21 protein-coding genes and 1 riboswitch are annotated in these 23,675 nt (G+C 66.6%); of the genes, 18 read left to right on the top strand and 3 right to left on the bottom strand.

Features of this window, described 5'->3' with window-relative positions; all coding sequences use genetic code 11:
- Positions 1 to 47: 47 nt before the first annotated feature.
- From AC6EKW_RS04025 to AC6EKW_RS03995, 7 genes are all read left to right on the top strand, one after another.
- Positions 48 to 266, top strand: coding sequence for a DUF2905 domain-containing protein (locus AC6EKW_RS04025; RefSeq protein ID WP_273887556.1), 219 nt, complete (start codon positions 48 to 50; stop codon positions 264 to 266).
- Positions 266 to 1,267, top strand: coding sequence for a tRNA preQ1(34) S-adenosylmethionine ribosyltransferase-isomerase QueA (gene queA / locus AC6EKW_RS04020; protein WP_498513767.1), 1,002 nt, complete (start codon positions 266 to 268; stop codon positions 1,265 to 1,267). The genes AC6EKW_RS04025 and queA overlap by 1 nt, the downstream gene beginning before the upstream one ends.
- 20 nt (positions 1,268 to 1,287) lie before the next feature.
- Positions 1,288 to 2,397: a tRNA guanosine(34) transglycosylase Tgt gene (tgt, locus tag AC6EKW_RS04015; protein WP_498513872.1), complete on the top strand. Its 1,110-nt coding sequence runs from the start codon at positions 1,288 to 1,290 to the stop codon at positions 2,395 to 2,397.
- A 13-nt stretch (positions 2,398 to 2,410) separates the two neighbouring features.
- On the top strand, positions 2,411 to 3,889 hold the full coding sequence (secD, locus tag AC6EKW_RS04010) for a protein translocase subunit SecD (RefSeq protein ID WP_498513766.1): 1,479 nt from the start codon (positions 2,411 to 2,413) through the stop codon (positions 3,887 to 3,889).
- Positions 3,890 to 3,892: 3 nt separating this feature from the next.
- Positions 3,893 to 4,798 (top strand): protein translocase subunit SecF, encoded by a 906-nt coding sequence (gene secF / locus AC6EKW_RS04005; RefSeq protein ID WP_273887559.1) that lies wholly within the window; start codon positions 3,893 to 3,895, stop codon positions 4,796 to 4,798.
- A 62-nt stretch (positions 4,799 to 4,860) separates the two neighbouring features.
- Positions 4,861 to 5,226 carry a phasin family protein gene (locus AC6EKW_RS04000; protein ID WP_273887560.1) on the top strand — a complete coding sequence of 122 codons (366 nt, stop codon included), beginning with the start codon at positions 4,861 to 4,863 and terminating at the stop codon, positions 5,224 to 5,226.
- Positions 5,227 to 5,259: 33 nt separating this feature from the next.
- Positions 5,260 to 6,930: an ABC1 kinase family protein gene (locus tag AC6EKW_RS03995; RefSeq protein ID WP_273887562.1), complete on the top strand. Its 1,671-nt coding sequence runs from the start codon at positions 5,260 to 5,262 to the stop codon at positions 6,928 to 6,930.
- Here the strand turns inward: AC6EKW_RS03995 and thiC are convergent.
- Positions 6,916 to 8,262 carry a phosphomethylpyrimidine synthase ThiC gene (gene thiC / locus AC6EKW_RS03990; RefSeq protein WP_273887563.1) on the bottom strand — a complete coding sequence of 449 codons (1,347 nt, stop codon included), beginning with the start codon at positions 8,260 to 8,262 and terminating at the stop codon, positions 6,916 to 6,918. The genes AC6EKW_RS03995 and thiC overlap by 15 nt on opposite strands.
- Before the next feature lie 90 nt (positions 8,263 to 8,352).
- Positions 8,353 to 8,468, bottom strand: a riboswitch (TPP riboswitch).
- Positions 8,469 to 8,543: 75 nt separating this feature from the next.
- Here thiC and AC6EKW_RS03985 point away from each other — a divergent pair.
- The 6 genes from AC6EKW_RS03985 to AC6EKW_RS03960 all read left to right on the top strand — a co-directional run bounded on the left by AC6EKW_RS03985 (position 8,544) and on the right by AC6EKW_RS03960 (position 16,217).
- Positions 8,544 to 10,775 (top strand): RelA/SpoT family protein, encoded by a 2,232-nt coding sequence (locus AC6EKW_RS03985; protein WP_273887564.1) that lies wholly within the window; start codon positions 8,544 to 8,546, stop codon positions 10,773 to 10,775.
- Positions 10,776 to 10,789: 14 nt separating this feature from the next.
- A complete protein-coding gene (locus AC6EKW_RS03980) occupies positions 10,790 to 11,371 on the top strand; it encodes an MBL fold metallo-hydrolase (RefSeq protein WP_498513765.1) in 582 nt (193 codons plus the stop codon).
- A complete protein-coding gene (gene hisS / locus AC6EKW_RS03975; RefSeq protein WP_273887566.1) occupies positions 11,368 to 12,645 on the top strand; it encodes a histidine--tRNA ligase in 1,278 nt (425 codons plus the stop codon). Before AC6EKW_RS03980 ends, hisS begins: the two co-directional genes overlap by 4 nt.
- Positions 12,642 to 13,385, top strand: coding sequence for an SIR2 family NAD-dependent protein deacylase (locus AC6EKW_RS03970; RefSeq protein ID WP_498513871.1), 744 nt, complete (start codon positions 12,642 to 12,644; stop codon positions 13,383 to 13,385). The genes hisS and AC6EKW_RS03970 overlap by 4 nt, the downstream gene beginning before the upstream one ends.
- A gap of 86 nt (positions 13,386 to 13,471) precedes the next feature.
- On the top strand, positions 13,472 to 14,608 hold the full coding sequence (locus AC6EKW_RS03965; RefSeq protein ID WP_498513764.1) for a sensor histidine kinase: 1,137 nt from the start codon (positions 13,472 to 13,474) through the stop codon (positions 14,606 to 14,608).
- A 289-nt stretch (positions 14,609 to 14,897) separates the two neighbouring features.
- On the top strand, positions 14,898 to 16,217 hold the full coding sequence (locus tag AC6EKW_RS03960) for an MFS transporter (RefSeq protein WP_498513870.1): 1,320 nt from the start codon (positions 14,898 to 14,900) through the stop codon (positions 16,215 to 16,217).
- 271 nt (positions 16,218 to 16,488) lie between these two features.
- Here the strand turns inward: AC6EKW_RS03960 and AC6EKW_RS03955 are convergent, their stop codons facing one another.
- Both AC6EKW_RS03955 and aspS read right to left on the bottom strand, forming a co-directional pair.
- Positions 16,489 to 16,992, bottom strand: coding sequence for an iron transporter (locus AC6EKW_RS03955; protein ID WP_498513763.1), 504 nt, complete (start codon positions 16,990 to 16,992; stop codon positions 16,489 to 16,491).
- Between the two features lie 222 nt (positions 16,993 to 17,214).
- Positions 17,215 to 18,993 carry an aspartate--tRNA ligase gene (gene aspS, locus AC6EKW_RS03950; protein WP_420542036.1) on the bottom strand — a complete coding sequence of 593 codons (1,779 nt, stop codon included), beginning with the start codon at positions 18,991 to 18,993 and terminating at the stop codon, positions 17,215 to 17,217.
- 194 nt (positions 18,994 to 19,187) lie between these two features.
- Between aspS and AC6EKW_RS03945 the strand changes: the two genes are divergently transcribed.
- The 5 genes from AC6EKW_RS03945 (at position 19,188) to AC6EKW_RS03925 (ending at position 23,667) form a co-directional block, all read left to right on the top strand.
- Positions 19,188 to 19,733, top strand: coding sequence for a hypothetical protein (locus tag AC6EKW_RS03945; protein ID WP_273887572.1), 546 nt, complete (start codon positions 19,188 to 19,190; stop codon positions 19,731 to 19,733).
- Between the two features lie 43 nt (positions 19,734 to 19,776).
- Positions 19,777 to 20,937, top strand: coding sequence for a cysteine desulfurase family protein (locus AC6EKW_RS03940; protein WP_273887573.1), 1,161 nt, complete (start codon positions 19,777 to 19,779; stop codon positions 20,935 to 20,937).
- Between the two features lie 10 nt (positions 20,938 to 20,947).
- On the top strand, positions 20,948 to 22,411 hold the full coding sequence (mnmA, locus tag AC6EKW_RS03935; protein ID WP_273887574.1) for a tRNA 2-thiouridine(34) synthase MnmA: 1,464 nt from the start codon (positions 20,948 to 20,950) through the stop codon (positions 22,409 to 22,411).
- Positions 22,412 to 22,618: 207 nt separating this feature from the next.
- Complete coding sequence (locus tag AC6EKW_RS03930; protein WP_273887576.1) at positions 22,619 to 22,894, top strand: hypothetical protein; 276 nt, start codon at positions 22,619 to 22,621, stop codon at positions 22,892 to 22,894.
- Positions 22,891 to 23,667 carry a SigB/SigF/SigG family RNA polymerase sigma factor gene (locus tag AC6EKW_RS03925; RefSeq protein ID WP_273887577.1) on the top strand — a complete coding sequence of 259 codons (777 nt, stop codon included), beginning with the start codon at positions 22,891 to 22,893 and terminating at the stop codon, positions 23,665 to 23,667. Before AC6EKW_RS03930 ends, AC6EKW_RS03925 begins: the two co-directional genes overlap by 4 nt.
- Positions 23,668 to 23,675: the final 8 nt, after the last annotated feature.

The following is a 23,675-nucleotide window of genomic DNA, read 5'->3' as shown; positions in this document are numbered from 1 at the left end:
GCGTTCGGCGGGTTGGAGGCCCGCGGCGGGCATCGTAAAATATTTGCGTGGGACTTGAGGTAATAGGCAAGCTGCTCATCGGGGCCGCGGTGCTGCTTCTGATAATAGGCGGCCTGTTTTTGCTGCTCGGCAGGTTCGGGATGGACCGGCTGCCCGGAGATCTCGTCTTCCGGCGCGGCAACCTGACGGTCTACTTCCCGATAGGGCTCATGATCCTCGTCTCCCTCGTCGGTACGATCCTGTTGAACCTGATCTTCCGCCGGTAGTGCGCATCTCCGAGCTGGATTACGAGCTCCCGCAGGAGCTGATCGCTCAACGGCCCGCCGAGCCGCGCGATTCTTCGCGTCTGATGGTCGTGGACGCCGAAAGCGGGGAGATCTCGCACCACGTCTTCCGGGAGCTGCCGGAATTCCTCGGGGAGGGGGATGCGCTCGTCCTGAACGAGACGAAGGTCATCCCGGCGCGGCTCTACGCCAGAAGGCCGGGGGGTGGCAGGGTGGAGTTGCTCTTCCTGCGCGAAGAAGGAGAAGGTTGGGAGGTGCTCGCGCGGCCGAGCAAGCGTCTGAGGATCGGGCTCGTGCTCGAGGCCGGCGGCGAGAAGCTCGAGGTGGTCGAAAGCCGGGGCGAGGGACGGTGGATATTGCGGGGCGACGACGTGTCCGCTCTGCTGGAGCGGGAGGGACACATGCCGCTCCCGCCGTACATCGAGTCCACGCCGGAGGCCGAGCGATCCTACCAGACCGTCTACGCCAGAAACCCCGGCTCCGCCGCCGCGCCGACGGCCGGTTTCCACTTCACCGAGAGGGTGCTGGACGACGTCGAGCGCAGGGGGGTCGAGATCGCGCGCATCACGCTGCACGTGGGGGTGGGGACCTTCACCCCGGTCAGGACCGAGCGCGTAGAGGAGCACCGGATGCACTCCGAGGAGTACCACGTGCCGGAGGCGGCGGCCCGCACCATAGAGCGGGCGCGACGGGTGGTCGGCGTCGGGACGACCGTGGCGCGGACGCTGGAGAGCTGGGCGCAGACGGGGAGGAGATCCGGTGAGTCCGATCTCTACATCTATCCCGGCTATCGCTGGCAGGCGCTCGACGCGCTCGTGACCAACTTCCACCTGCCGCGCTCGACGCTGCTCGCGATGATCATGAGCTTCGCCGGGAGCAAGGAGCTCATCCGGGAAGCCTACACTCTGGCGGTCAAGGAGCGCTACCGCTTCTATTCCTTTGGGGACGCGATGCTCATCCTCAACGGCGGGAGGAACCGGTAGGAGCCCCGGTCTCTATAGAGATCGCCGCCGTCAGCGGCGAAGCACGGGCCGGGGTGCTGAAGACGCCGCACGGCGAGGTCGAGACGCCGACCTTCATGCCGGTCGGGACCCGCGGGAGCGTGCGGGGTCTCTCGCCGGCGGAATTGAGGGCGGCCGGGGCGGGGGTCGTGCTCGGCAACACATACCACCTCTACCTGCGGCCCGGGACGGGCGTGATACGGGAGGCGGGGGGGCTGCACGCCTTCACCGGCTGGGACGGACCGATGCTCACCGACTCCGGCGGGTATCAGGTCTTCTCGCTCTCCAGGATAAGGAGGCTCTCCGAGGAGGGGGTGGAGTTCACCTCGGTCTACGACGGCTCCGTGCACTCCTTCACCCCCGAGCTGGTCACGAAAGCACAGGAGGAGATCGGGGCGGACATAGCCATGGTCCTCGACGAGTGCCCGCCGGCCGACGCGCCGTACGACTACCACGCCGACTCCATGCGCCGTACGGCACGCTGGGCGGCACGGTGCAAGGCCGTGCACGACCGACGGGATCAGGCACTCTTCGGGATCGTGCAGGGCGGGCTGTTCGCGGATTTGAGGGCCGAGAGCCTGCGGCGCACGGTCGAGACGGGCTTCGACGGCTACGCGATAGGCGGTCTCTCGGTCGGTGAGAGCCGGGAGGAGATGCTGGAGGTGCTCGGCGGGGTTGCGCCGGAGCTTCCGGCGGATAAGCCCCGCTACTTCATGGGCATCGGGGATCCGATCGGGGTGCTGCAGGTCATCGCGCTCGGGGTGGACATGTTCGACTGCGTGCTCCCGACCCGGCTCGCCCGGCACGGGGCCGCGCTCACCTCCCGTGGGAAGATCAACCTGAAGAACGCCCGCTACCGGACGGACTTCGAGCCCCTGGAAGAGGGATGTCCCTGCGAGGCCTGTTCTGGTTACAGCCGGGCGTACCTAGCGCACCTGGTGCGGGAGGGGGAGCTTCTGGGGGCGCGGCTCCTCTCGCTGCACAACGTGACGTTTCTCGGCAGGTTGTGCAGCGAGGCCCGGCAGCACATAGTCTGCGGCGACTACGAGAGCTGGATGAGCCACCGGATCGAGCTGTACGCGTCCGGGGAGGCGCGAGGGGTGCTAGAATAACTCCCCGATCTTCATGGGCAGCCGCAGAAACAACCTCCTGATCCTGGGCCTCGTCGCCCTGATGCTCGCCGCGACCGTCTATGTCATATTCATCCGGCAGCCGGTGCAGCAGGCGACCAGGCTCGGGCTCGATCTCAAGGGAGGTGTAGCCGTACAGCTCAAGGGCTACCACACCAACGGACAGCCCGTGACCCGCGACGAGATGCAGCAGGCCGTCCAGGTCATCCAGCGCAGGATAAACAGCCTCGGGGTCACCGAGCCAGAGGTCCAGATCCAGGGCCAGAACCAGGTCTCGGTGCAGATCCCCGGGCTCACCAACGAGCGTCAGGCGGTGAAGGTGATCGGGAAGACCGCCCAGCTCGGTTTCTATCCGGTCAAGGACTTCGCCGCGCAGCAATCCGTGCCCAAGGACCAGGTCAAGAAGGTCGAGAGCACGCTGCAGAAGAAGCTCAAAGGCTCCAGCGCCTATAAGAAGGGCAAGACCAAGATCCTCTTCGAGGAAGACCCTTCGCTCTCCGGCAGCGGGGTAGACGTGACGGGTTATGTAGTCCCGGATCAGCCGTCGATAACCGGAAAGGCCCTCAAGCCCAACGGTGCGAAGGTGGACTTCGACCAGGCCAACAAGCGTGTGGTCACGCTGCAGCTCACCTCCGAGGGCGGCAAGAAGATGAGCCAGCTCACCCAGAAGATGCTCACCCAGTCCCAGATGAGCGGGAAGCCTCCGCTGCTCGCCATCGTGCTCGACAACGACGTGATCAGCGCTCCTCAGGTGCAGTCCGTCCTGGCACAGAACATACAGATCTCCAACGACAGCCTGCCGCAGGGGCTGCCGGAGAACGAGGCCAAGCAGCTTCAGGTGGTGCTCAACGCCGGTGCTCTGCCGGTGAACATGAAGGTGCTCTCCGTGGAGCAGGTCGGGCCGACGCTCGGGGCCGACTCCCTGAGGAGCGGGCTCACCGCGGCGCTCGCCGGGTTCGCGCTGGTGCTCGTCTTCCTGGTCGTCATCTACCGGGTGCTCGGGCTCATCGCCGATCTGGCGCTCCTCATCTACGCTTTCTTGTTGTGGGGTATAGTCGTCGCGGTCCCGATCACCATGACGCTCCCCGGTATAGCCGGCATCGTGCTCTCGATCGGGGTGGCGGCGGACGCGAACATCGTGATCTTCGAGCGGATAAAAGAAGAGGTGCGGCGCGGAAAGTCCTCGCGCACCGCGATACAGCTCGGCTACGAGAAAGGTTTCAGGGCGATCCTCGACGGGAACGTCACCACGCTCATCACGGCGTTCATCCTGTTCGCTCTCTCGACGGCGCAGGTGAAAGGCTTCGCCTTCATGCTCGCCGTGGGCGTGGTGCTCTCCATGTTCACCGCGGTCGTCGTGACACGGGCCCTGCTCGGCCTTTTGGCCGGCCGCCGGGTGCGGCTGACCCCGCCGATGATGGGGGTTTCCAGGAAGAACGTGCAGGAGAGGGGTTCCGCGGTGGGGGCGAAGTAAGCCGTGTTCGAGCGGACGGTGCAGCGCATAGACTTCGTGGGCCGGTGGAAGGTCTGGTTCGCGATCTCCGGAATACTTTTGCTCGCCGGGGTAGTTTCCATAGGGCTCGGCAGGCTCAACCTGGGCATAGACTTCGAGGGCGGGGCCAAGTTCACCGTCTCCGGCGCCACCCACCGCCTGAGCACCGGAGAGATCCGGAACCAGGTGCTCCCGAACTACGCCGCGCGGGGCGCCGTGATCCAGCCTGCGGGCAAGAACGGCTACCAGATACAGACCCCGGTCTTGAGCCAGAAGCAGATACAGCAGGTGAAGAACGACATCAAGCAGAAGCTGGGTGGGGAGGTGAGCGTCACCAGCGTCAGCCCGACCTTCGGCGGGCAGGTGCAGACCCAGGCCCTGCAGGCGATGGGGGCGGCGTTCCTGATCATCATCCTCTTCATAAGCTTCCGTTTCGAGTTCGCCTTCGCGCTGGCGGCGATTTTGGCTCTCTTCCACGATCTGCTGATGACGGTTGGTTTCTACGCGATAGTGGGGCGGGAGGTGAGCCTGATCACGGTGGTGGCGGTCCTGACGATCCTCGGGTACTCGCTGTATGACACGATCATCATCTTCGACCGCATCCGGGAGAACGCGCCCACGGTGGGCTACAATCGTCGCCGTTTCGACCAGACGATAAACACCTCCATAAGGCAGGTCATAAGGCGTTCGATATACACTTCCCTCTCGACGGTGATCCCGGTGGCGGCGCTCTTGATCTTCGGTGAGTCGACGCTGAGCGACTTCGCGTTCGCGCTCCTGGTCGGGATCATCTCCGGTACCTACAGCTCGATCTTCATCGCCTCACCGACACTCTCTCTGTACAAGGCCTGGCGGGGTGGGAAGCTGCGGCAGGCTGCTTCTTCCTCCTGATCGCACTTCGTCGGTTATCATGTGACGTTGAGGAGGCCGAAGAGAGAGCGGGAGGTGCAAGGATGTTGGACACCCTCGAGCGCCTGGTACTCTTGCAGATAGGCGCTGCGGCCGTAACCCGGGAGCGGGTCGAGCGTGCGGTGAACGAGCTGATCGAGCAGGGAAGGCTCCAGCGGGAGGAGGGACGCAGGGTCGTCGAGGAGGTCATGGAGCGTGCCAGGCAGCGCTCCGGCGGCGCGCGGTCTCTGGTCGAGTCTTCGCTACAGCAGGTTCTTCGCGAGGCAGGTCTGCCCACGCGGGAGGACTACGAGGATCTGCTCTTCAGGGTGGAGCAGCTCGAGCACCGCGTCCGCGTGCTGGAGGATCGGGGGACCACTTCCGGCGGTGGTGAGACACCGCCTGAGCCCGAGACCCCGCCCGGCGCATAGGAGAGAGGACGTGAGGAGGGGTGGCGTCTGTCCATGACGGATTCTCCCGTCCCCTCACCGGGCGGGACCGGACAGCTCACCCGCTTCTCGCAGATCGGACGGATACTCGTCCGGCACGGGTTCGGGTTCCTCTTCGATGTCCGGCGCGAGCGGCGCGAGAGCAGGGGGGTGCAGGAGCTGCTCGCCCCGAACTTCGGCGTCAGGTTGCGTCGGGCGCTCGAGGAGCTCGGCCCGACGTTCGTCAAGTTCGGACAACTCCTCTCGACCCGCTCGGACATCTTTCCGGAGAGCGTCCTCTCCGAGCTGCAGAAGCTGCAGGATGCAGCCTCCCCGGTGCCGCTGGAAGCGGTGCAGCGGGTGATCGAGGAGGAACTCGGCGCGGGGGTGGGTGAGGTTTTCTCGGACTTCGACCCCGTTCCGCTCGGGTCGGCGAGCATAGGGCAGGTGCACCGCGCCACGCTACGCGGCGGGGAGGAGGTGGCGGTCAAGGTGCAGCGTCCGGGCGCCCGGAGGCGGGTCGAGGGCGACCTCGTGCTGATGCGCGAACTCGCCGGTTTCGTCGACACCAGGCTCGGGGAGCGCCTCTTCGTGAGCGTGCGTCCCCTCGTCGCCGAGTTCGAAGGGGTCATCCGGCGGGAGCTCGACTACTCTGTGGAGGCCGAGAACGCGCGGCGTTTCGCGCACAACTTCGCCGGCACCCCGGTGAAGATCCCGGCCATCCATGCGGAGTTCTCCACGCCGCGCCTCATAACCATGGAGTTCATCCGGGGGAGGCGTTTCAACGAGCTCAGGCCGCTCTCGCTCGCCCCCGCCGAGAGGAGGCGGGTGGCCTCGATGGGGGCGGATGCGATCTTCAAGATGGCCTTCGAGGACGGTTTCTTCCACGGTGATCCGCACCCCGGCAACCTCTTTCTCACCCCCGAGGGGGAGCTCGCCCTGCTCGATTTCGGGATGGTCGGCTACATGAGCCGCAGCGACATCGACGCCCTCTCGAGGCTCTTCATCGCCGTCATCCGGCAGGATGCCGCCGCGGTCCTGCGGGGGCTGGAGGATCTCGGGGTGCGCTACGAGGCCGAGGTGCGCGACGACCTGGTGCAGGAGCTCAGGGAGTTTCTGTTCAAGTACTCCGGTCTCTCGGTCGGAGAGGTCACGCTCGGGCAGGCCCTCTCCGAGCTGATCGCGCTCGTCAGGCGCTACAGGCTCCGGGTCCCGCCGGTCTTCCCGCTCCTGGTGAAGGCCCTCGTGACCGCCGAAGGGATCTCCCGCTCCATAGACCCCACGCTCAACGTCTACGAGGTGGCTCGTCCCTATGCCCGCCGGCTGCTCGCCGAGCGCACCAGCCCCGGCGCCCTTTCGCGGACCGTTCGCAGGAGGGCCGTGGAGTATGCCCGCTACGCGGCGGACTATCCGGAGCAGGTGCATCAGCTGCTCTCCGAACTCGAGGACGGAGAGCTGGAGGTCAGGCTCAACCACCGGGGGCTCGACCGGCTGGGCTCTCAGATCGACGTGCTCGCCAACCGGCTCGTCTTCGCGCTCGTGACCGGCGCCCTGCTCATCGGCTCTGCCCTCATCGGGGGGTTCGTGCGGGGTGGACCGCGGGTTCCCTACCTGGACGTGCCGGTGCTGGCCTTCTTCTGTTTCGTCCTCGCGGTGTTGCTCGCCGTCCTGGAGCTCACCGTGATCATCCGCTCAGGCAGACTGTGAGCTTTTCGTGGCGGCGCTGCGCAGCGCCGCCCAGTCCACATCGCGGAAGTTGTGCATCGGGCAGAACTTGGGTCCGCACATGGAGCAGAACTGTGCGCTCTTGAAGTAGTCGTCCGGCAGGCTCTCGTCGTGCATGGCGCGGGCGGTCGCGGGGTCGAGCGAGAGCTCGAACTGGCGGTTCCAGTCGAAGGCGTACCGTGCCCGGGAGAGCGCATCGTCCCAATCCCTGGCGCCGGGGCGGCCGCGTGCCACGTCCGCGGCGTGTGCTGCGATACGGTAGGCGATGAGACCCTGCCTGACGTCTTCTTTGCCTGGGAGTCCGAGGTGTTCTTTGGGTGTGACGTAGCAGAGCAGCGAGGTGCCGTGCCAGCCCATCACGGCCGCGCCTATGGCGCTCGTTATGTGATCGTAGCCGGGGGCGATGTCGGTGACGAGCGGACCGAGGGTGTAGAAAGGGGCCTCGTGGCAGACCTCCTGTTGTATCCGCACGTTCTCCTCGAGCTGGTCGAGCGGTACGTGCCCCGGCCCTTCGATCATGACCTGCACGTCCTTCTCCCAGGCGCGCTCGGTGAGTTCACCCAGCGTGCGTAGCTCGGCGAACTGGGCCGCATCCGAGGCGTCGGCGATACACCCCGGACGGAGCCCGTCGCCCAGCGAGATCGAGACGTCGTGGCGGCGGCAGATCTCGAGGATGTCGTCGAAGCGTTCGTAGAGAGGGTTCTGACGCATGTGGTGTACCATCCAGCGTGCCAGCAACCCGCCACCGCGGGAGACTATGCCGGTTATGCGTCTCTGAACCAGATGCAGATGTTGCAGCAGGATGCCGGCGTGGATCGTCATGTAGTCCACTCCCTGCTCCGCCTGTTCTTCTATTACCTCCAGCAGCAGCTCCCCGCTCAGGTCCTCGGGCTGCTTTACCCGGCTGGCAGCCTCATAGATCGGAACGGTGCCTACCGGTACGGGACTCGCCTCGATTATGGCCTGTCGGATGCGTGGTATGTCACCTCCGGAGGAGAGATCCATGACCGTGTCCGCACCGTACTCGAGGGCCGTATGGAGCTTGTCCAGCTCACCTTCTATGTCCGAGGTGGTCTGGGAGTTGCCGATGTTGGCGTTTATCTTGACGCGGGCGGCCTTGCCGATGCACATCGGCTCCAGCGAGGCGTGGTTGACGTTGGCCGGGATGATCATGCGTCCGCTGGCGACTTCCTCGCGGATGGTCTGCGGGGACGTGTTCTCCCTGCGGGCGACATGACGCATCTGCTCGGTGATCACGCCGCGGCGGGCCTGGTGCAGCTGGGTTGCGCAGCCGTCCGTCTCTCGAGTGCTCAATGTGCTCTCGCCTCCTTCCCTTCGGGACCCGGGAGGTGGCGGAGGCACGAAAAAGGCACCGGCAGATTCCACCGGTACCCACGCGTTGCCTGGTTGTTGTGACCAATCTCCCTCCGCCGGCATTACCCGGATCAGGTTCTGCGGGTCGGCGCGGCATCGAAGCGCCCTCTCAGCCCCCTTGGCCGGGAGCTCCCCGTTTCCTCCTTACGAAAGGAAGGGTAACGCTTTTGCGGGCGGGGTGCAACATCCCCGGGAGGGGGTGATGTTAGAATCTTGCTGCCATGGAGCTCGCCAGGACGACCGAACAGCCAGGACGCAACCAGGGAGAGGGTCTCACCATCTCCTCCCTCATAGAGAAAGTCTCCTCCTACAGCCCGGAGGGACGGGAGGAGGAGATAGCCGAGGCCTACCGTCTGGCGCACGCCGCCCACCGGGGGCAGACGCGCAAGAGCGGGGAGCCCTTCGTCGAGCACCCGCTCGCCGTGGCGGACATCCTCGCTGATCTGCGGATGGACACGACGACGATCATCGGGGGGCTCCTGCACGACGTCATAGAAGATACGGACGTGACCAAAGAAGAGCTCGGTGAGCTTTTCGGGAGCGAGGTCGCCGAGATCGTCGACGGGGTCACGAAGCTCAAGCGGCTCCCGTCCGGAAACCTGGAGGAGGCGCAGGCCGAGTCGCTGCGCAAGATGGTCGTCGCGATGAGTCGGGACGTGCGCGTGATCATCATCAAGCTCGCCGACCGGCTGCACAACATGCGCACGCTGGAGTACCTCCACCGCGACACCCAGATAAAGAAGGCCACGGAGACGCTCGAGATCTACGCACCGCTCGCCCACCGGCTCGGGATCCACTCTATCAAGTGGGAGCTGGAGGATCTCTCGTTCGCCACGCTGCACCCGCGGCGCTACGAGGAGATAAAGCGGCTGGTGGCCGCCCGGCGGGCCGATCGGGAGGCGTTCATCGCCCGGGTGGCCGAGGAGCTCAAAGGACACCTTGGCGAGGCCGGGATCGAGGCCGAGGTGCGCGGGAGGGTCAAGCACTTCTACTCGATCTACGACAAGATGGTCCGGCGCAACAAGGAGTTCAACGAGATCTACGACCTTGCCGGCCTGCGGGTCGTGGTGGACTCGGTGCGCGACTGCTACGCGGCGCTCGGGGTCGTCCACTCGGTGTGGAAGCCGATCCCGGGGCGCTTCAAGGACTACATCGCGATGCCCAAGTTCAACATGTACCAGTCGTTGCACACGACGGTGATGTCCAACGAGGGCAAGCTGCTCGAGATCCAGATCCGCACCCACGACATGGACGTCACCGCCGAGTACGGGATCGCGGCGCACTGGATGTACAAGGAGCGCGACGGCGGCAGCCGGGCGGACCGGCTCAACTGGCTGAAGAACATGATCGAGTGGCAGAAGGAGACGACCGACTCGACGGAGTTCATGAACTTCCTAAAGGACGAGCTGGTCGCCGATGAGGTCTTCGTGTTCACGCCCAAGGGGGACGTGATAAGCCTGCCGGCCGGCGCCACCCCGATAGACTTCGCCTACCACGTCCACACCGAGGTCGGCCACCGCTGCGTCGGGGCGAAGGTCAACGGCAGGATAGTGCCGCTCGACTCGGAGCTGGTCTCGGGCGACAGGGTGGAGATCCTCACCGGCAAGAGTGCGAGCCCGAGCCGGGACTGGCTCTCGGTGGTGCACAGCGGACGGGCGCGCAACAAGATAAGGCAGTACTTCAACAAGGCCGACCGGGAGGAGAACCTGACCTCGGGCCGGGAGAAGGTCCAGGAGCTCCTGAAGAAACGGCACGTGGAGCGGGTGCCGCAGGAAGTCTGGGAGGAGGTCGCCGAGAAGGTCAACCACCCCTCTCCGGAGGAGATGCTCACCGCCGTGGGGGCTGGTTCGCTCTCGGCAGAGAACGTGGCGAACAGGATCGCCGAGCGGGTGCTGGCGACTCAGGAGGAAGAGGAGGCCGGCGAAAAGGAGGAGCGCACGAGCCCTGCACTCGCGCCGCTGCCGCTGCCCTCCGACGGAGAGGAGACCGGCGTGCGGGTCGTCGGTTCGAGCGGGGTCCTCACCCGGCTCGCCCGGTGCTGCACGCCGCTTCCCGGGGACGAGATCGTGGGTTACGTCTCGCTCGGGCGGGGGGTGGTGGTGCACGCGTCCGGGTGTCCGAACGCCCGATCGCTCAGGGCGCGCAGCCCCGAGCGCTTCGTCGAGGTGGAGTGGGCGGCGGGGCCGGACAAGCTCTTCACGGTAGAGATCCTCGTCGAGGCGCTCGACCGGACGCATCTTCTGAGCGACATCACCCGGACGATCTCCGATGCGGGGCTGAGCATCATCTCTGCGCGGGTGGACACGATAGAGGAGCGGACGGCGCTCTCCCGCTTCGCCTTCAGGGCTTCGAGCACGCAGCACGTGAAGGACGTCATACGCAAGATCCGGGCCATCCCCGACGTCTACGACGTCTGCCGGGTCTCGCGTGACGGCACCCCGATAGAGCACTAGAGAAGAGGAGGCGCGTGAGCGAGATCGAGCAGATCACCGTGTCTTTCGGCGGCATGGACGTGAACTCCTACGTGGTGCACGCCCCGGAGGGGTCCATCATCGTCGACGCCGGGGCCGAGCCGCAGAAGATCCTCGGCGCTGTGCGCGGTGCCGTGGCAGCGGTCCTCATCACCCACGGTCACACGGATCACATCGGAGCTCTCGAGGAGGTGCGTGAGGCGAGCGGGGTGCCGCTCTACATGCACCCGCTCGACGCCGAACCCGCCGGCATCGAGGACTACGAGCCGCTGCAGGACGAACAGGAGCTCCATCTCGGTGGAGAGGTGATCCGGGTGTTGCACACCCCGGGACACTCACCGGGCGCGGTGACGTTCGTCGTCGGGGATGACCAGATCGTGGGGGACCTGATCCTCCCCGGGAGCGTCGGCAGGACCGACCTGCCGGGGGCTTCCTGGGAGGAGATCGAGGTCTCGGTGCGCAAGGTGATGGCGCTCTGGAGCGAAGAGACCCGGCTCTATCCTGGTCACGGACCCATCCTGGAAGCGCAGGAGGAGCTGCGGAGGAACCCCTACCTGCCACCGGTGGTGGGACGGTGAGCTTCCGCAGGCCGAGAGGAACCTACGACGTATATCCCGGCGGGCGCGAGCCGCACGAGCGGCCCGAGCTCTGGAGCCGCGTCTACGAGGTGGCGCGGGAGCTCTTCCGCACGCACGGATACACCGAGGTTCGCATGCCGATCTTCGAGGATGCCGAGATCTACGCACGCAGCGCCGGAGAGGCCTCGGACATCGTGCGCAAGGAGATGTTCACCTTCGAGGACAAGGGCGGCAGGCTCATGGCTCTGAGGCCCGAGGCGACCCCCGGGATCGCGCGCGCCTACATCGAGCACGGGCTCTACAAGCTCGCCCAGCCGGTCAAGATGTGGTACATGGGCCCGATCTTCCGCCACGAGCGCCAGCAGAAGGGCCGCTACCGCCAGCACGTCCAGATCGACGCCGAGGTCCTGGGATCCGCCGACCCGCTGGTCGACGCCGAGGTGATAGCGCTCCTCTACCGGCTGCATCAGGCCGTGGGGGTGCGCGATGAGGTCGTCTACCTGAACAACCTCGGGGACTTCGAGACTCGCCGGAACTACGCGCCGGAGCTCCGGGCTTTCCTGAAGAAGCACATCTCCGAGCTCGACCCCGACTCGCGCGAGCGCATCGACGTGAACCCCCTGCGCACGCTCGACTCGAAGGACCCGAACACCCGAGAGGTGCTGGCCGAAGCCCCCTCGATCCGGGACTTCCTCAGCCCGGAGGCCGACGAGCATTTCACGGCGGTCAGGGAGGCACTGGAGGCGCTCGGCGTGCCCTACGAGGTGGACGAGAGGCTGGTCCGCGGGCTCGACTACTACACTTTAACGGTCTTCGAGGCGAAGAGTACCTCTTTGGGGGCCCAGGACACGGTCGGAGGAGGGGGGCGCTACAACAACCTGATCTCTGACCTCGGCGGCCCGGAGACGCCGGGGATAGGCTTCGGCACCGGGGTGGAGCGCATCCTGCTCGCCGCCGCCGCGGAGGGGGAGCCGGAGGCGCCCGGCGTCGACGTCTTCTTCGCCACGCTCACCCCCGCAGCCCGCATCCCGGCGCTCGAGCTCGCGAGCCAGCTGCGCGGGAGGGGGGTGCGCTGCGAGCTGGACTACGCCGGGAGGAGCGCGAAGGGGCAGTTCAAGCAGGCCGACCGGCTCGGGGCCTCCTTCACGGTCGTGATCGGTGACGACGAGCTTTCTTCCGGCGAGGTGACCCTGCGCGACATGCGAAGCGGCGAGGAGCGGCGCATCCCAATCGCGGAGGGGCCGGGGCGGCTCCTGGAGGAGATCGGGGGCTGACGACGGTACCCGCAGAGCTCGTCCGGGCGTTGCGGCAAACCTCCGCGGTTGCCGTACTCACCGGATCGGGCGTCTCCGCGGAGAGCGGCATACCCACCTTCCGGGGAGGCGGGGATTCCCTCTGGAAGCGTTATGACCCCCGGGAGCTCGCCACCCCGGAGGCGTTCTCGCGCGACCCTCGCCTCGTGTGGGAGTGGTACCTCTGGCGCCGGTCGCTGGTGGTCGGAGCCGAGCCCAACCCCGCGCATCTCGCTCTCGCGGAGATGGAGGGATTCTTCTCTTCCTTCACGCTCATCACCCAGAACGTCGACGGGCTGCACGAGCGGGCGGGGAGCCGCAACGTCCTGGAGCTGCACGGGAATATCCTGCGCTCGAGGTGCACGGCCGAGGGAGAGATCTCGGAGCCGCGGCGGCAGGAGGTGCCGCCCCGCTGCCGGCGGTGCGGGGCCCTGCTCAGGCCCGACGTGGTGTGGTTCGGGGAGATGTTGCCGGAGGGGCCGGTGCGGGCAGCGTTCGAGGCGTCCAGCTCGTGCGGGGTCTTCTTCTCGGTCGGCACCTCCTCTCTGGTCTACCCGGCCGCGGCTCTTCCGGAGGAGGCCAGGGCCTCCGGGGCGATCCTGGTCGAGATCAACCCGGAGGAGACCCCGCTCACCCGACGGGCGGATTTCTCGTTCAGGGAGAGCGCATCGGTGGTGCTCCCCGAATTAGTGAAACGCCTCCGTGCGCAGGGTGATTATTGAGCCCCACCCGGACCGGGCGGATAATGTCTTCTGTAACGAATACCGGGCGGGTAAAGGGCTGGGATCCGGGCGGGGGGCGTGGAGGTGTGAGCTCCCGCTGGGCGGCGCGTCTTTTCGTGCTGGTCTGGCTGGTCTACCTCGCCTACCCTCTATCCAGGGTCTTCTCCGGCGGCGAGGGGGTCTCCGTGGTGGTGCAGCTCTCCGGAGCCGCCCTCTTCGTCGCGGTCTACCTCTGGGTCGTGCTTTTCGAGCGACCCTACTGGAGAGGAACGGACCCCCGTCGGGTGATCAACCACAGGGTTGCCGTTGGCACCCTGTCTGCGGTCGCTCTCTCGTTGAGTTTGCTTTACGGGGGCGTCTGGGCCGGGCTGTTCGTCTACGCGAGCGTCGCCGCCGGTATATCTCTCCCGTCGCGGGAGGCGCGTCCTGTCATCGCGATGCTCACCGTGGCGGTGGCTGTCTGCTGCCTGGCCTCCGGCATGTCCTGGACCGGTGTCGGGCAGTTCGTGCTGCTCGTCGGGGGGATAGGTTTCGGGCAGGTGCTCTGGTCTCGTCTGTTCTCGACCGTCAGGGAGCTGGAGGCGGCCCGCGAGGAGATAGCCCGGCTCGCGGTGGCGGAGGAAAGGTTGCGCTTCGCGCGTGATCTGCACGATCTGCTCGGTCACAGCCTCTCGCTCATCACGGTCAAGAGCGAGGTGGCGCGAAAGGTCGCCGACAGAGATCCCAGGCGTGCCACCGCAGAGATGCGTGAGGTAGAAGAGATCGCGCGTCGGGCCCTCGGAGAGGTCAGGGAGGCGGTCTCCGGATATCGCAGGCCCGCTCTCGAGGCCGAGATCGCGGGCGCCGCCCAGATGCTCGAGGCCTCGGGGATCTCCTGCAGCGTAGACCTTCCGGAAGGGGATCTCCCCGAAGCTGTCCGGGAGACCTTCTGCTGGGTGATACGGGAGGCGGTGACGAACGTCATCCGCCACAGCGGGGCTCGCAGGTGCCGGATCTCGGTGGGGTGCGAGGGTGAGGTCTGCTTCGTCGAGGTTCGTGACGACGGACGGGGTGTGGTGGAGGGTTTTGCGGCCGGGAGCGGGTTGGTCGGGCTCTCCGAGCGCCTGCGTGCGCGGGGAGGGACCCTGCTGGCGAGCAACCTCCCGCCCGGCGGGTTCAGGGTACGGGCCGAGCTTCCGTTGCGGGATTCCGTACCGAGAGCGGCTGATACTCTTCGACGGTGATCCGTCTTGGGATCGGCCCACGGTCCCGGGGCAACGGGAATGGGCTGGCGACCTCATCCTCTGGCCTGCGGGCGTGTCACACGCCCCGGCCTGGTCCGTCGAGGAGGTGAGGGCGGAGCGAGGGATGTCCGCCGGGCGCTTCCAGGGTTCTCGACGTAGATTCCCTTCATCCCGTACGGGGTGGTCCGCGAGGTAGATGCCTCTTCCCGAAGGGAAAGGAGCATCTTCGGTCGGAGATGGAGGGTACACTCGAATTGGGTATCGACGATCACGTGGAGGAACTCGTTTGGTGGAGCGAGACATCGCCGAGCGTGTCTACGAGTGGGTGACGGACGAAGATGCCGAAGGCAGCGCCTGCGAGGGCATACCGGAGGAGGCCTGCAGGGAGGCTCCGCGGAGCTTTCTGCTCAACCTCGCCAATGGCGCGGCGACGAAGCTCGCTGAGCAACTCGCCAGCCCCGACCTGGTCCTGGTGTGGTTCTTGAGCGTGCTGGGTGCTCCGGTTTTCTTCTCCGGGATGCTGGAGCCCGTGCGTCGGGGAGCGGCGATGTTCCCGCAGCTGGCGGTGTCGGGGCGTATGCGGGCGTATGGGAGACGTAAGTGGTTCTGGGTCGGGGCGGGCGTGTTACAGGCCGTCACGCTCGTGGTCATGCTCGTCGCCGGACTGGTGTTGAGCGGCGGGGTCGCGGGTGTGGTGATCGTCGCCGCGCTGCTGGTCTTCAGCGTGGCGAGCGGCGTCGGCTCCGTGGCCTTCAAGGACGTGATGGGCAAGACCATACCGAAGGGTAAGCGAGGCCAGCTCTTGGGACTTCGGTCCTCGATCGGGGGCGCCCTCACCATAGCCGCCGGGTTGGTCCTCTACGGCGTGGTGGCCGGGGCGAACGGGGTGGCGCCGTTCGTTGCCCTCCTGGGCTTCGCCGCGGTACTGTGGGCCCTCGCCGCCGGGTTGTTCGCGCGGATCGAGGAGCAACCCGGCGCTACGGGAGGGGGACGGAATGCCCTCAGCGAGCTGCGCCACGGGTGGAGGCTGCTCACCGGCGTTCGCGGGTTCAGATGGTTCATACTCAGTCGAGGGTTGCTGCTCTCCGCGGAGCTCTCCATACCCTTCTACACCCTGCGCGCTCGTCAGATCACGGGTGCGGGCAGGGGGTTCGGTCTCTTCGTCGTGGCGCTGGGGGTGGCCGCCTTGATAGGGGGACCCGTCTGGGGGCGCATCTCCGACCTCGTCTCGAGCCGTCTGGTGCTGGTAGCGGCCGGGCTGGTGGGGGCCCTCGCTGCGGCGGGGGCGCTCTCGTTCGGGATCTTCTCCTCCGGTCGGTCGAGCCCTTATCTCTACGCCCTGATCTTCCTGGTGGTGGGTTTCGCCCGGGATGGGGTACGGGTAGGGAGGAAGAGCTACGTGGTGGATGCTTCCCCGCCTGACGAGCGGCCTCTGTACACGGCGACGGCGAACACCGCCTCCGGTGTGCTCACCTTCATGTTCATCACGCTCGGGTTCTTCGCTCAGGCTGCGGGGGTGGGTGCGACGCTGGCGGTCTTGCTGGTGCTCGGGTTGCTGGGGGCCGCCGCGGCCTGGCGTATGCCCGAGGCTGGGGAGATGGTCGGATAGCGCGAATCCCGGAGCGTGTTCGCTGGCTTCACGCGTCTTTGTTCTCTGTACGACCAGCTGTTACGTCCGGCCTCGACCGCTGAGAGCGCCAGTCGCGATGTTCTACAGCGACCGGCGCTCCGCCGAGCACGCACCATCCGGTGCCAGCGGCTCCACGGCGGAAGGTCCATGCGTGAAGACGGTCGCTCTCTATTGCCTTCGACTGCGAGGCGTCGCTCATGCGGTTCTCCCGATCCCGTGCGAGCCGGCAGGGCTCACGGTGACCGTCTGGCTACTCCACCTCCCGGCCGGTCTTTATCTTCACCCCCTCGAAATCGACCTCTACGGTTTCGGTGAACCGCATTCCGTTCTCCTTGTCGTGGCGGTGAAACTCCGGGGGTTCTATCCTGACCCTCAGGGTGTACTCTCCGTCTCCAGGGACGTGCCAGTTCCTGCCGTAGTGGTAGAGCCAGGGGTGCCACAAGAAGGGTTGAAGATGGGTGCCGACCTCTTCGCCCGCGGCGTCCACGAGGGTGGCGTGCACCTCCAGTCCGGGGATGAAGCGACCGTCCGATCCATCCCGTACCGAGACTTCTACGTGGACGTTTTCTTCCTCGGATGGGTTCTGCCACTCCAGGCGCCCGTCTCGCATGTGGTACATTCCCTCGGCCCGCTCGACGGCGTAGCCGACCAGGTAATCACCGGCCCGCTTCTCCCCTCCATCATCGGCCACCTCTCGTGTCATGTGCTCCAGCGCCTTCTGCAGGGCCTTCCCCTGCTCCCGTGCCAGGTCCAACTGCTCCTCGGTCGCCTCGTCGCTGGGACGCATAGGCGGCCGGGACGACCGTTCCTCCCGGTGCATGTGTGTTCTCTCCTTTCGTCCGTTGCCGCTTCTTACGGATATCCTTCCCGGTCTGGATAAAACCGGGATGAAGCTCGGTTAAGCCGGGATAAAGAGGAGATTAAGCTGGCTTAAACTCATCCGTTCGTGCCGCCGGGTTGGCTTCGGGAGACGAGATCATTTCTTGCGCCGAATCGCTATGTGCAGCTCCCTGAGCTGCTCCTCGGTGACCGGGGAGGGGGCATCCATCATCTCGTCGCGGGCAGCCTGGGTCTTTGGGAAGGCCATCACCTCGCGTATGTTCGGCTCGTCGCGCAGCACCATGACGAGCCGGTCTATCCCCGGTGCTATCCCGCCGTGCGGCGGTGCCCCGTAACGGAAGGCCCTCAGGATGGCCCCGAAGCGGCGCTCGGCCTCTTCTCTGTGTATCCCGATCACGTCGAAGACCTTCTGCTGCAGGTCCGGGCGGTGGATCCTGATGCTCCCGGAGGCGAGTTCGACCCCGTTGGCGACCAGGTCGTAGAGCTGCCCGGTGACCTTCAGGGGGTCGCTCTCGAGCAGAGGGATGTCCTCCTCGCGCGGCATGGTGAACATGTGGTGCATCGGCTCGATGCGTTTCTCTTCCTCGTTGTACTCGAAGAGGGGGAAGTCCGTAATCCAGCAGAACGCGAGCTCGTCTTTGTCTACCAGACCGAGCCGGTCGCGCAGGTGGAGCCTGAGGCGGCTGAGGCTCTCGAAAACGACCGGGTCCCGATCGGCGACGAAGAACAGCCAGTCTCCTTCCCCGGCGCCGAGCTTCTCGCGCAGGATGCGCTGCTCTTCCCCGGAGAAGAACTTGGCGATCGGGCCCGAGAGTCCATCGCGGGTGACCCTGAAGTGGGCGAGCCCGCGCGCCCCGCCCTCGGAGGCGACGGCGGTGAGCTCGTCCATCTCGCGTCGGGTGAGGTCGCCGAGTCCGGGGACCGAGATGCCGCGCACCGACCCGCCGGATTCCACCGCCCCCCGGAAGACTTTGAACTCGCTCGTTCGAGCCACCTCGGAGACGTCGGCGAGCTCGAGCCCGAAGCGTACGTCCGGCTTGTCGGTCCCGAAGCGACGCATCGCCTCGGCGTAGGTGAGGCGGGGGAAGGGCTTGCTGGCGAGGCGCTTGTCGGTCAGCTCCTCGACTATCCCGGTGTAGAGCTCCTCGATGAGCTCCAGCACCTCGTCCTGGGTGGTGTAGCTCATCTCCAGATCGAGCTGGGTATGCTCCGGCTGACGGTCGCCGCGCTGGTCCTCGTCGCGCAGGGCGCGGGCGATCTGGAAGTAGCGCTCGAAGCCGGCGACCATCAGAAGCTGCTTGAACTGCTGCGGGGATTGGGGCAGGGCGTAGAACTCCCCGGGGTACAGGCGGGAGGGGACGAGGTAGTCGCGGGCCCCTTCCGGGGTGGAGGCGGTCAGAAGCGGCGTCTCTATCTCGACGAAGTCCCTCTCGGAGAGGTAGTCCCGGATGTACTTGACGACCCGGTGTCGGAAGATGATGTTCTCCTTCATCCGCTCGTGGCGCAGATCCAGGTAGCGGTAGCGCAACCGGAGCAGCTCGTCTACCGGACGCTCGCGGTCGATCTCGAATGGGGGGGTCTCGGAGGTGTTCAGGATCTCCAGCGAGGTGGCTTCTACTTCGATCTCCCCGGTCGGGAGTTCGGGGTTCTCGTTGCCCTCCGGTCGCCTCCTCACGGTCCCCGACACCGAGATCGACCACTCCGGTCTCAGGCGCTCGGCGGCCTCGAAGGCCTCGCCGTGTTCGGGGTCGAAGACTACCTGCGTTATCCCCCAGCGATCGCGCAGGTCTATGAAGATGAGCCCGCCGTGGTCCCGCCTGCGGTTCACCCAGCCGGCGAGTCGCACCTGCCTTCCCGCGTCGTCGGCCCGCAGCTCGCCGGCCGTGTGCGTCCTGTAGGGGTTCGCGCTCCCGATGGCGTGGTCTTCGCTCCGCAACGTCTCTCCTCTCGGTTTTCTACTTCCTTCGGTGGTCAAATAACAGATCGTAACGCATCTCCGGCGCTTCCGTCCCGGCGTCTTCGCGGGTGATCTCGCTTCACCCTGGGTTAAAATCAGGCTCGTATGCGTGATCGGGTGTCTCGTGGGGGAGAGGAGAGCTGAGAAGCCGGTTGTTCAGCCTTGTGTTGGCCTCGCTCGTGTTCCCGCTGCTCCTCGCGGGTTGCGGGGGGAATTCGAAGGGGGCTTCGTCCCCGGTCTCTGGTTCCTCTTCCCGGGCGAGCGCTCCTTCTTCGTCGTCGATCCACTCCTCCGGAGCCCCGCGAACCGGTACCGCGTTCGTGCTCAACGAGAGCCAGCCGGTACCCAAGAGTTTCAAGCTCGCCTACGGGCGCAAGGAGCCCATCGTGGTGCTCTTCTACGAGAAGGGTCAGAACCCGTTCTACCCGCAGGGGCTTGCGGTGGACTCGGCGGTGAGATCGTACCTGGAGAGCCTGGAGGGCCGCTATCGGGGGATCGGTTACTTCGCCTACGACATAAACGACCCGCAGGGCTACGGCTCGCTCGCCGCCCAGCTCGGCATCGGATACACCCCGTCCGTGACCTTGCTCGCTCCGAGCGGCGGGCACTACGTGATACGCGGCGTCTACACCGGGTACGTGCCACGGACTCTGCTCGCGCAGGCTCTCTACGATCTCTCCGCTTCTCGCGGAGCCTGAGGAAGTGACTGCAAAACCGGCTTCCTGCGTTAAACTAGCCGTGATGCAGGGCAACGGCGTCTACCTCGACTACGCGGCGACCTCCCCGCTCGACGAACGGGTTCTGCAGGCCATGCTTCCCTATCTGAGGGAGCCCGCCGGCAACCCCTCCTCCCTGCACTCCTTCGGTGCGAGCGCCTCGGAGGCGATCGAGGAGGCGAGGGGGAAAGTCGCGGCGATGATCGGCGCGTCCCCCGAAGAAGTGATCTTCACCTCCGGCGGCACCGAGTCGGACAATTTGGGCGTCCTGGGGCTGGCCCGATCCGATCCCGGAAAGCGCCACGTCGTCGTCTCGCCCGTCGAGCACGCGGCGGTGCGCGAGTGCGTCGCGAGCCTGGAACATGAGGGATATGAGATAAGCCGCCTGGCGGTGGACGGCCACGGCAGGGTCGACCCCGGGGACGTCGAGCGCGCGCTGCGCCCCGACACCGCGCTCGTCGCGGTGATGTGGGCGAACAACGAGGTCGGGACCGTGGAACCCGTGGAGGAGATAGCGCGGGTGTGCGCGGAGCGTGGTGTGCCGCTGCACGTGGACGCGGTGCAGGCCGCGGGCCGGCTCCCGATGGACACGGGGCGGGTGCCGCTCTCGACGCTCGCGCTCTCCTCGCACAAGCTCTACGGCCCGCAGGGCGTCGGGGCCCTGTACGTTCGTGAAGGGGTGCGCCTGGAGCCGGTGGTCCACGGCGGGGGACAGGAGCGGGGCCTGAGGAGCGGCACGGAGAACGTCGCCGGGATAGTCGGCTTCGGCGAGGCCGCCCGGCTCGCCGGGCTCGAGAGGGAGCAGCGTGTGCGACACGAGAGGGAGCTGCGGGACCTGCTGATCGCCGGGGTGAGCGAGATCCCCGGTGTCCATCTCCGTGGACACCCCGAGGAGAGGCTCCCGAACAACGTCCACCTGACCGTCGAGGGGGTCGAGTCGGAGAGCCTGGTTTTGATGCTCGACGCCCTCGGTTACGCCATCGGGCGCGGGTCGGCCTGCGCCTCGAGCGGGCACAAGGCATCCCCGGTCCTGCTCGCGATGGGGATAACGGAAGAGGAGGCGTTTTCGGCGGTGCGGGTAACGGTGGGCAAGGATACCTCCCGCGAGGACGTGAGCGGCTTCGTCGGAGCCTTCCGCGAGGCGGTCGAACGGCTCAGGGAGCTCTCGCCGGTCCGTGTGAGGTAGAGAGGAGTATATGCCCGAGCGCTACAGGCCAGAGGTCATAGAGCATCTCGTGCACCCGCAGGGGGTCGGTGAGGTTAATCAGCCGGACGGGTGCGGGGAAGCGGGCGACGCCGCCTGTGGCGACGTGGCCCGCTTCACGCTGCGGGTCGAGGACAGCCGCCTCTCCGAAGTGTGTTACAAGGTCTACGGCTGCGCGGCGTGCGTCGCCGCCGGGTCCGCGCTCGTCGGCCTCGTGCGCGGGCGGCACCTGCTCGAAGCGGCGCGCGTCTCGAGGGCGGACGTCGAGGAGGTTCTCGGCGGACCGCTCCCGGATGGCAAGGAGCACGCGCTAACGCTCGTCATCGACGCCCTGCACAGGGCATTCGAAGATTATCTCGACCACCGGGCGGACGTCCTGCTCGGCGGAGGATACACCGACGGCTCCGCCGGTGAGGAGGGAACCGTCGTCGCGGCGATGAGCGGGGGGGTGGACTCCGCGGTCACCGCGCTGCTTCTGAAGGAGGCCGGCTACCGGGTCGCCACCGTGACCTTCCGGCTGCACGACGGGGAGCCGGGCAGCCGCTCGTGCTGCTCCCCCGATACCGTGCTCTTCGCGCGGGAGACGGCGCACCGCATGGGGCTGCCCCACTTCACGCTCAACCTCAAGCGCCTCTTCGAGCGCCGGGTGCTCAGCGACTTCGTGGGTTCCTACGCCGCCGGACGTACTCCGAACCCCTGCGTCGCCTGCAACGCCCACGTCAAGTTCCACGCTGCGGCCTTCCTCGCGGACATGCTGGGGTTCAGGCACATCGCCACCGGACACTACGCCCGCGTGGCCGAGACCCCGTACGGTCCCGCGCTGGCACGTCCGAAGGATGAGAGAAAGGACCAGACCTACGTCCTCTGGCCGGTGCCCGAAAAGCTGCTTCGGCGAACGGTCTTCCCGCTCGGAGACTACGAGAAGAGTGAGGTGAGGGCTATCGCGGCGGACCGGGAGCTCGCCGTCGCCCACACGCCCGAGAGCCAGGACATCTGTTTCATACCCGACGGCGATTACCGCCGCTTCGTGCGCGAGCGGGTGACGAGCGGACCAGGGGAGGTCGTGGACCGCAGCGGTCGGGTGCTGGGGCGTCACGGGGGGATCGAGAACTTCACGGTGGGACAGCGCCGGGGGCTCGGCGTCTCCACGTCCACGCCGCTCTACGTGACCGAGGTGCGTCCGGAGCGCAGGCAGGTCGTCGTGGGACGCAAGAGGGACCTGCTGGTGCGGGAGATCCTGGTCGGGGAGACGAACTGGTTCATGGACCCGTCGGAGGCGGACTCCGTGCAGGTCCGCTACAACGGATCGCAGCTGCCGTGTCGGGTCGACCGGGATGGAGAGCGCTGGCTCGTGCGACTCGAGGAGCCGGCGGCGGCGGTCGCCCCCGGACAGTCCGCCGTTTTCTATGCCGGAGAGCGGGTGGTCGGGGGAGGTGTGGTCCTCCGGCGCGGCTAGGAGCGGTGGGCGCCGGGTTGAGGTGCGTTTATAATCCTGGGCGGGATCCGCGTTCTTCCTGGAGGCGTTTTCGAGAAGGGGGTGTAGGTTCCAGCGCCGACCCGATGGCCGATACTCCACCGGTTTCACCGGAGCCGAGGACTCTCGTATGCCGGAGGGGGATCGTGGCGAAGCGAAAGATCGACCTCCCGAAGAGGAGGGGATGGTGTGATCGAGAGAAAAGCGCATGAGTACACGTACCTCAAGCTACCGCCGGAGAGGGAGCTGAGATCCTGCGTCGGGCTGGTGCTCGCCGGCATGGCGGCGAGGGCCCGGATAGGGGTCGGCAACCTCGACGAGGCGATCGATCTTCTCGAAGGGTTCCACTCCGAGAGTGGCCCGACCCGCTTCAGGTTCTTTCTTGACGAGGATCGGGTGGTCGCGGAGGTCGAGGATTCCTCGCACCCCGGGAGCTGGCGCCCGGTGGTAGAGCTGGTGTCGTGAGCGAGCGGAAGCATCGCAGGCCGGACAAAGCGCGCACCCGCAGGCTGCTCGTCCGCTACCACAAGGAGGGTGACCGACGGGCCCGCGAGCAGGTGATAGAGGAGCAGCTGCCGCTGGTCGAGTTCCTCGCCCGCCGCTTCGCCGGGAGGGGGGAGCCGATAGACGACCTGGTGCAGGTCGGGTCGGTCGGGCTGGTGAAGGCCGTGGACCGCTTCGACGTGGACCGCAACATCGAGTTCTCGACCTACGCCACCCCGAACATCCTCGGTGAGATAAAGCGCTATTTCCGGGACAAAGGCTGGGCGATGCGGGTGCCGCGCGGGTTGCAGGAGCTGCGGCAGTCGGCCAAAGAGATGATCCGGGAGGAGACCGTCAAGACCGGGCGCTCGCCGACGATGCAGGAGCTCGCCGAGAGGCTCGATGCCGACGTCGAGAGCGTCGCCGAGGCGCTCACGCTGGGCCGGGCGTACAACACGACGAGCCTGGACGCGCCGGTGAACCAGGAGGAGTCGGAGGGGGATACGCTGCTCGACCTGCAGTCCGAGGAGAGCTCGCCGATCGAGGGGGTGGAGGACAGGATCCTGCTGGAGTCCGCCATGGAGGGTCTGGACGAGCAGCAGCAGAGGATACTCAGGCTCCGTTTCAACGAGGGCAAGACGCAGACCGAGATCGCGAGGGACATCGGGGTGAGCCAGATGCACGTCTCGCGGCTCCTCCGGCGGGCGATAGACGACCTCAGGCGTGAGCTCGAGTCGCTAGAAAAGCAGAGCTAGGCCGGTAC

The organism is Rubrobacter sp. M3-4, assembly GCF_059772285.1.
Note: the sequence above shows the minus strand (reverse complement) of the source record. Positions and strands in the feature narration are given on the sequence as shown.

Bases quoted from the DNA above. Each gene is read 5' to 3' on its own strand.
- AC6EKW_RS03985 (WP_273887564.1), top strand. From the start codon at position 8,544: ATGGAGCTCGCCAGGACGACCGAACAGCCAGGACGCAACCAGGGAGAG.
- AC6EKW_RS03995 (WP_273887562.1), top strand. From the start codon at position 5,260: ATGACGGATTCTCCCGTCCCCTCACCGGGCGGGACCGGACAGCTCACC.
- AC6EKW_RS04000 (WP_273887560.1), top strand. From the start codon at position 4,861: ATGTTGGACACCCTCGAGCGCCTGGTACTCTTGCAGATAGGCGCTGCG.
- AC6EKW_RS03940 (WP_273887573.1), top strand. From the start codon at position 19,777: ATGCAGGGCAACGGCGTCTACCTCGACTACGCGGCGACCTCCCCGCTC.
- mnmA (WP_273887574.1), top strand. From the start codon at position 20,948: ATGCCCGAGCGCTACAGGCCAGAGGTCATAGAGCATCTCGTGCACCCG.
- secD (WP_498513766.1), top strand. From the start codon at position 2,411: ATGGGCAGCCGCAGAAACAACCTCCTGATCCTGGGCCTCGTCGCCCTG.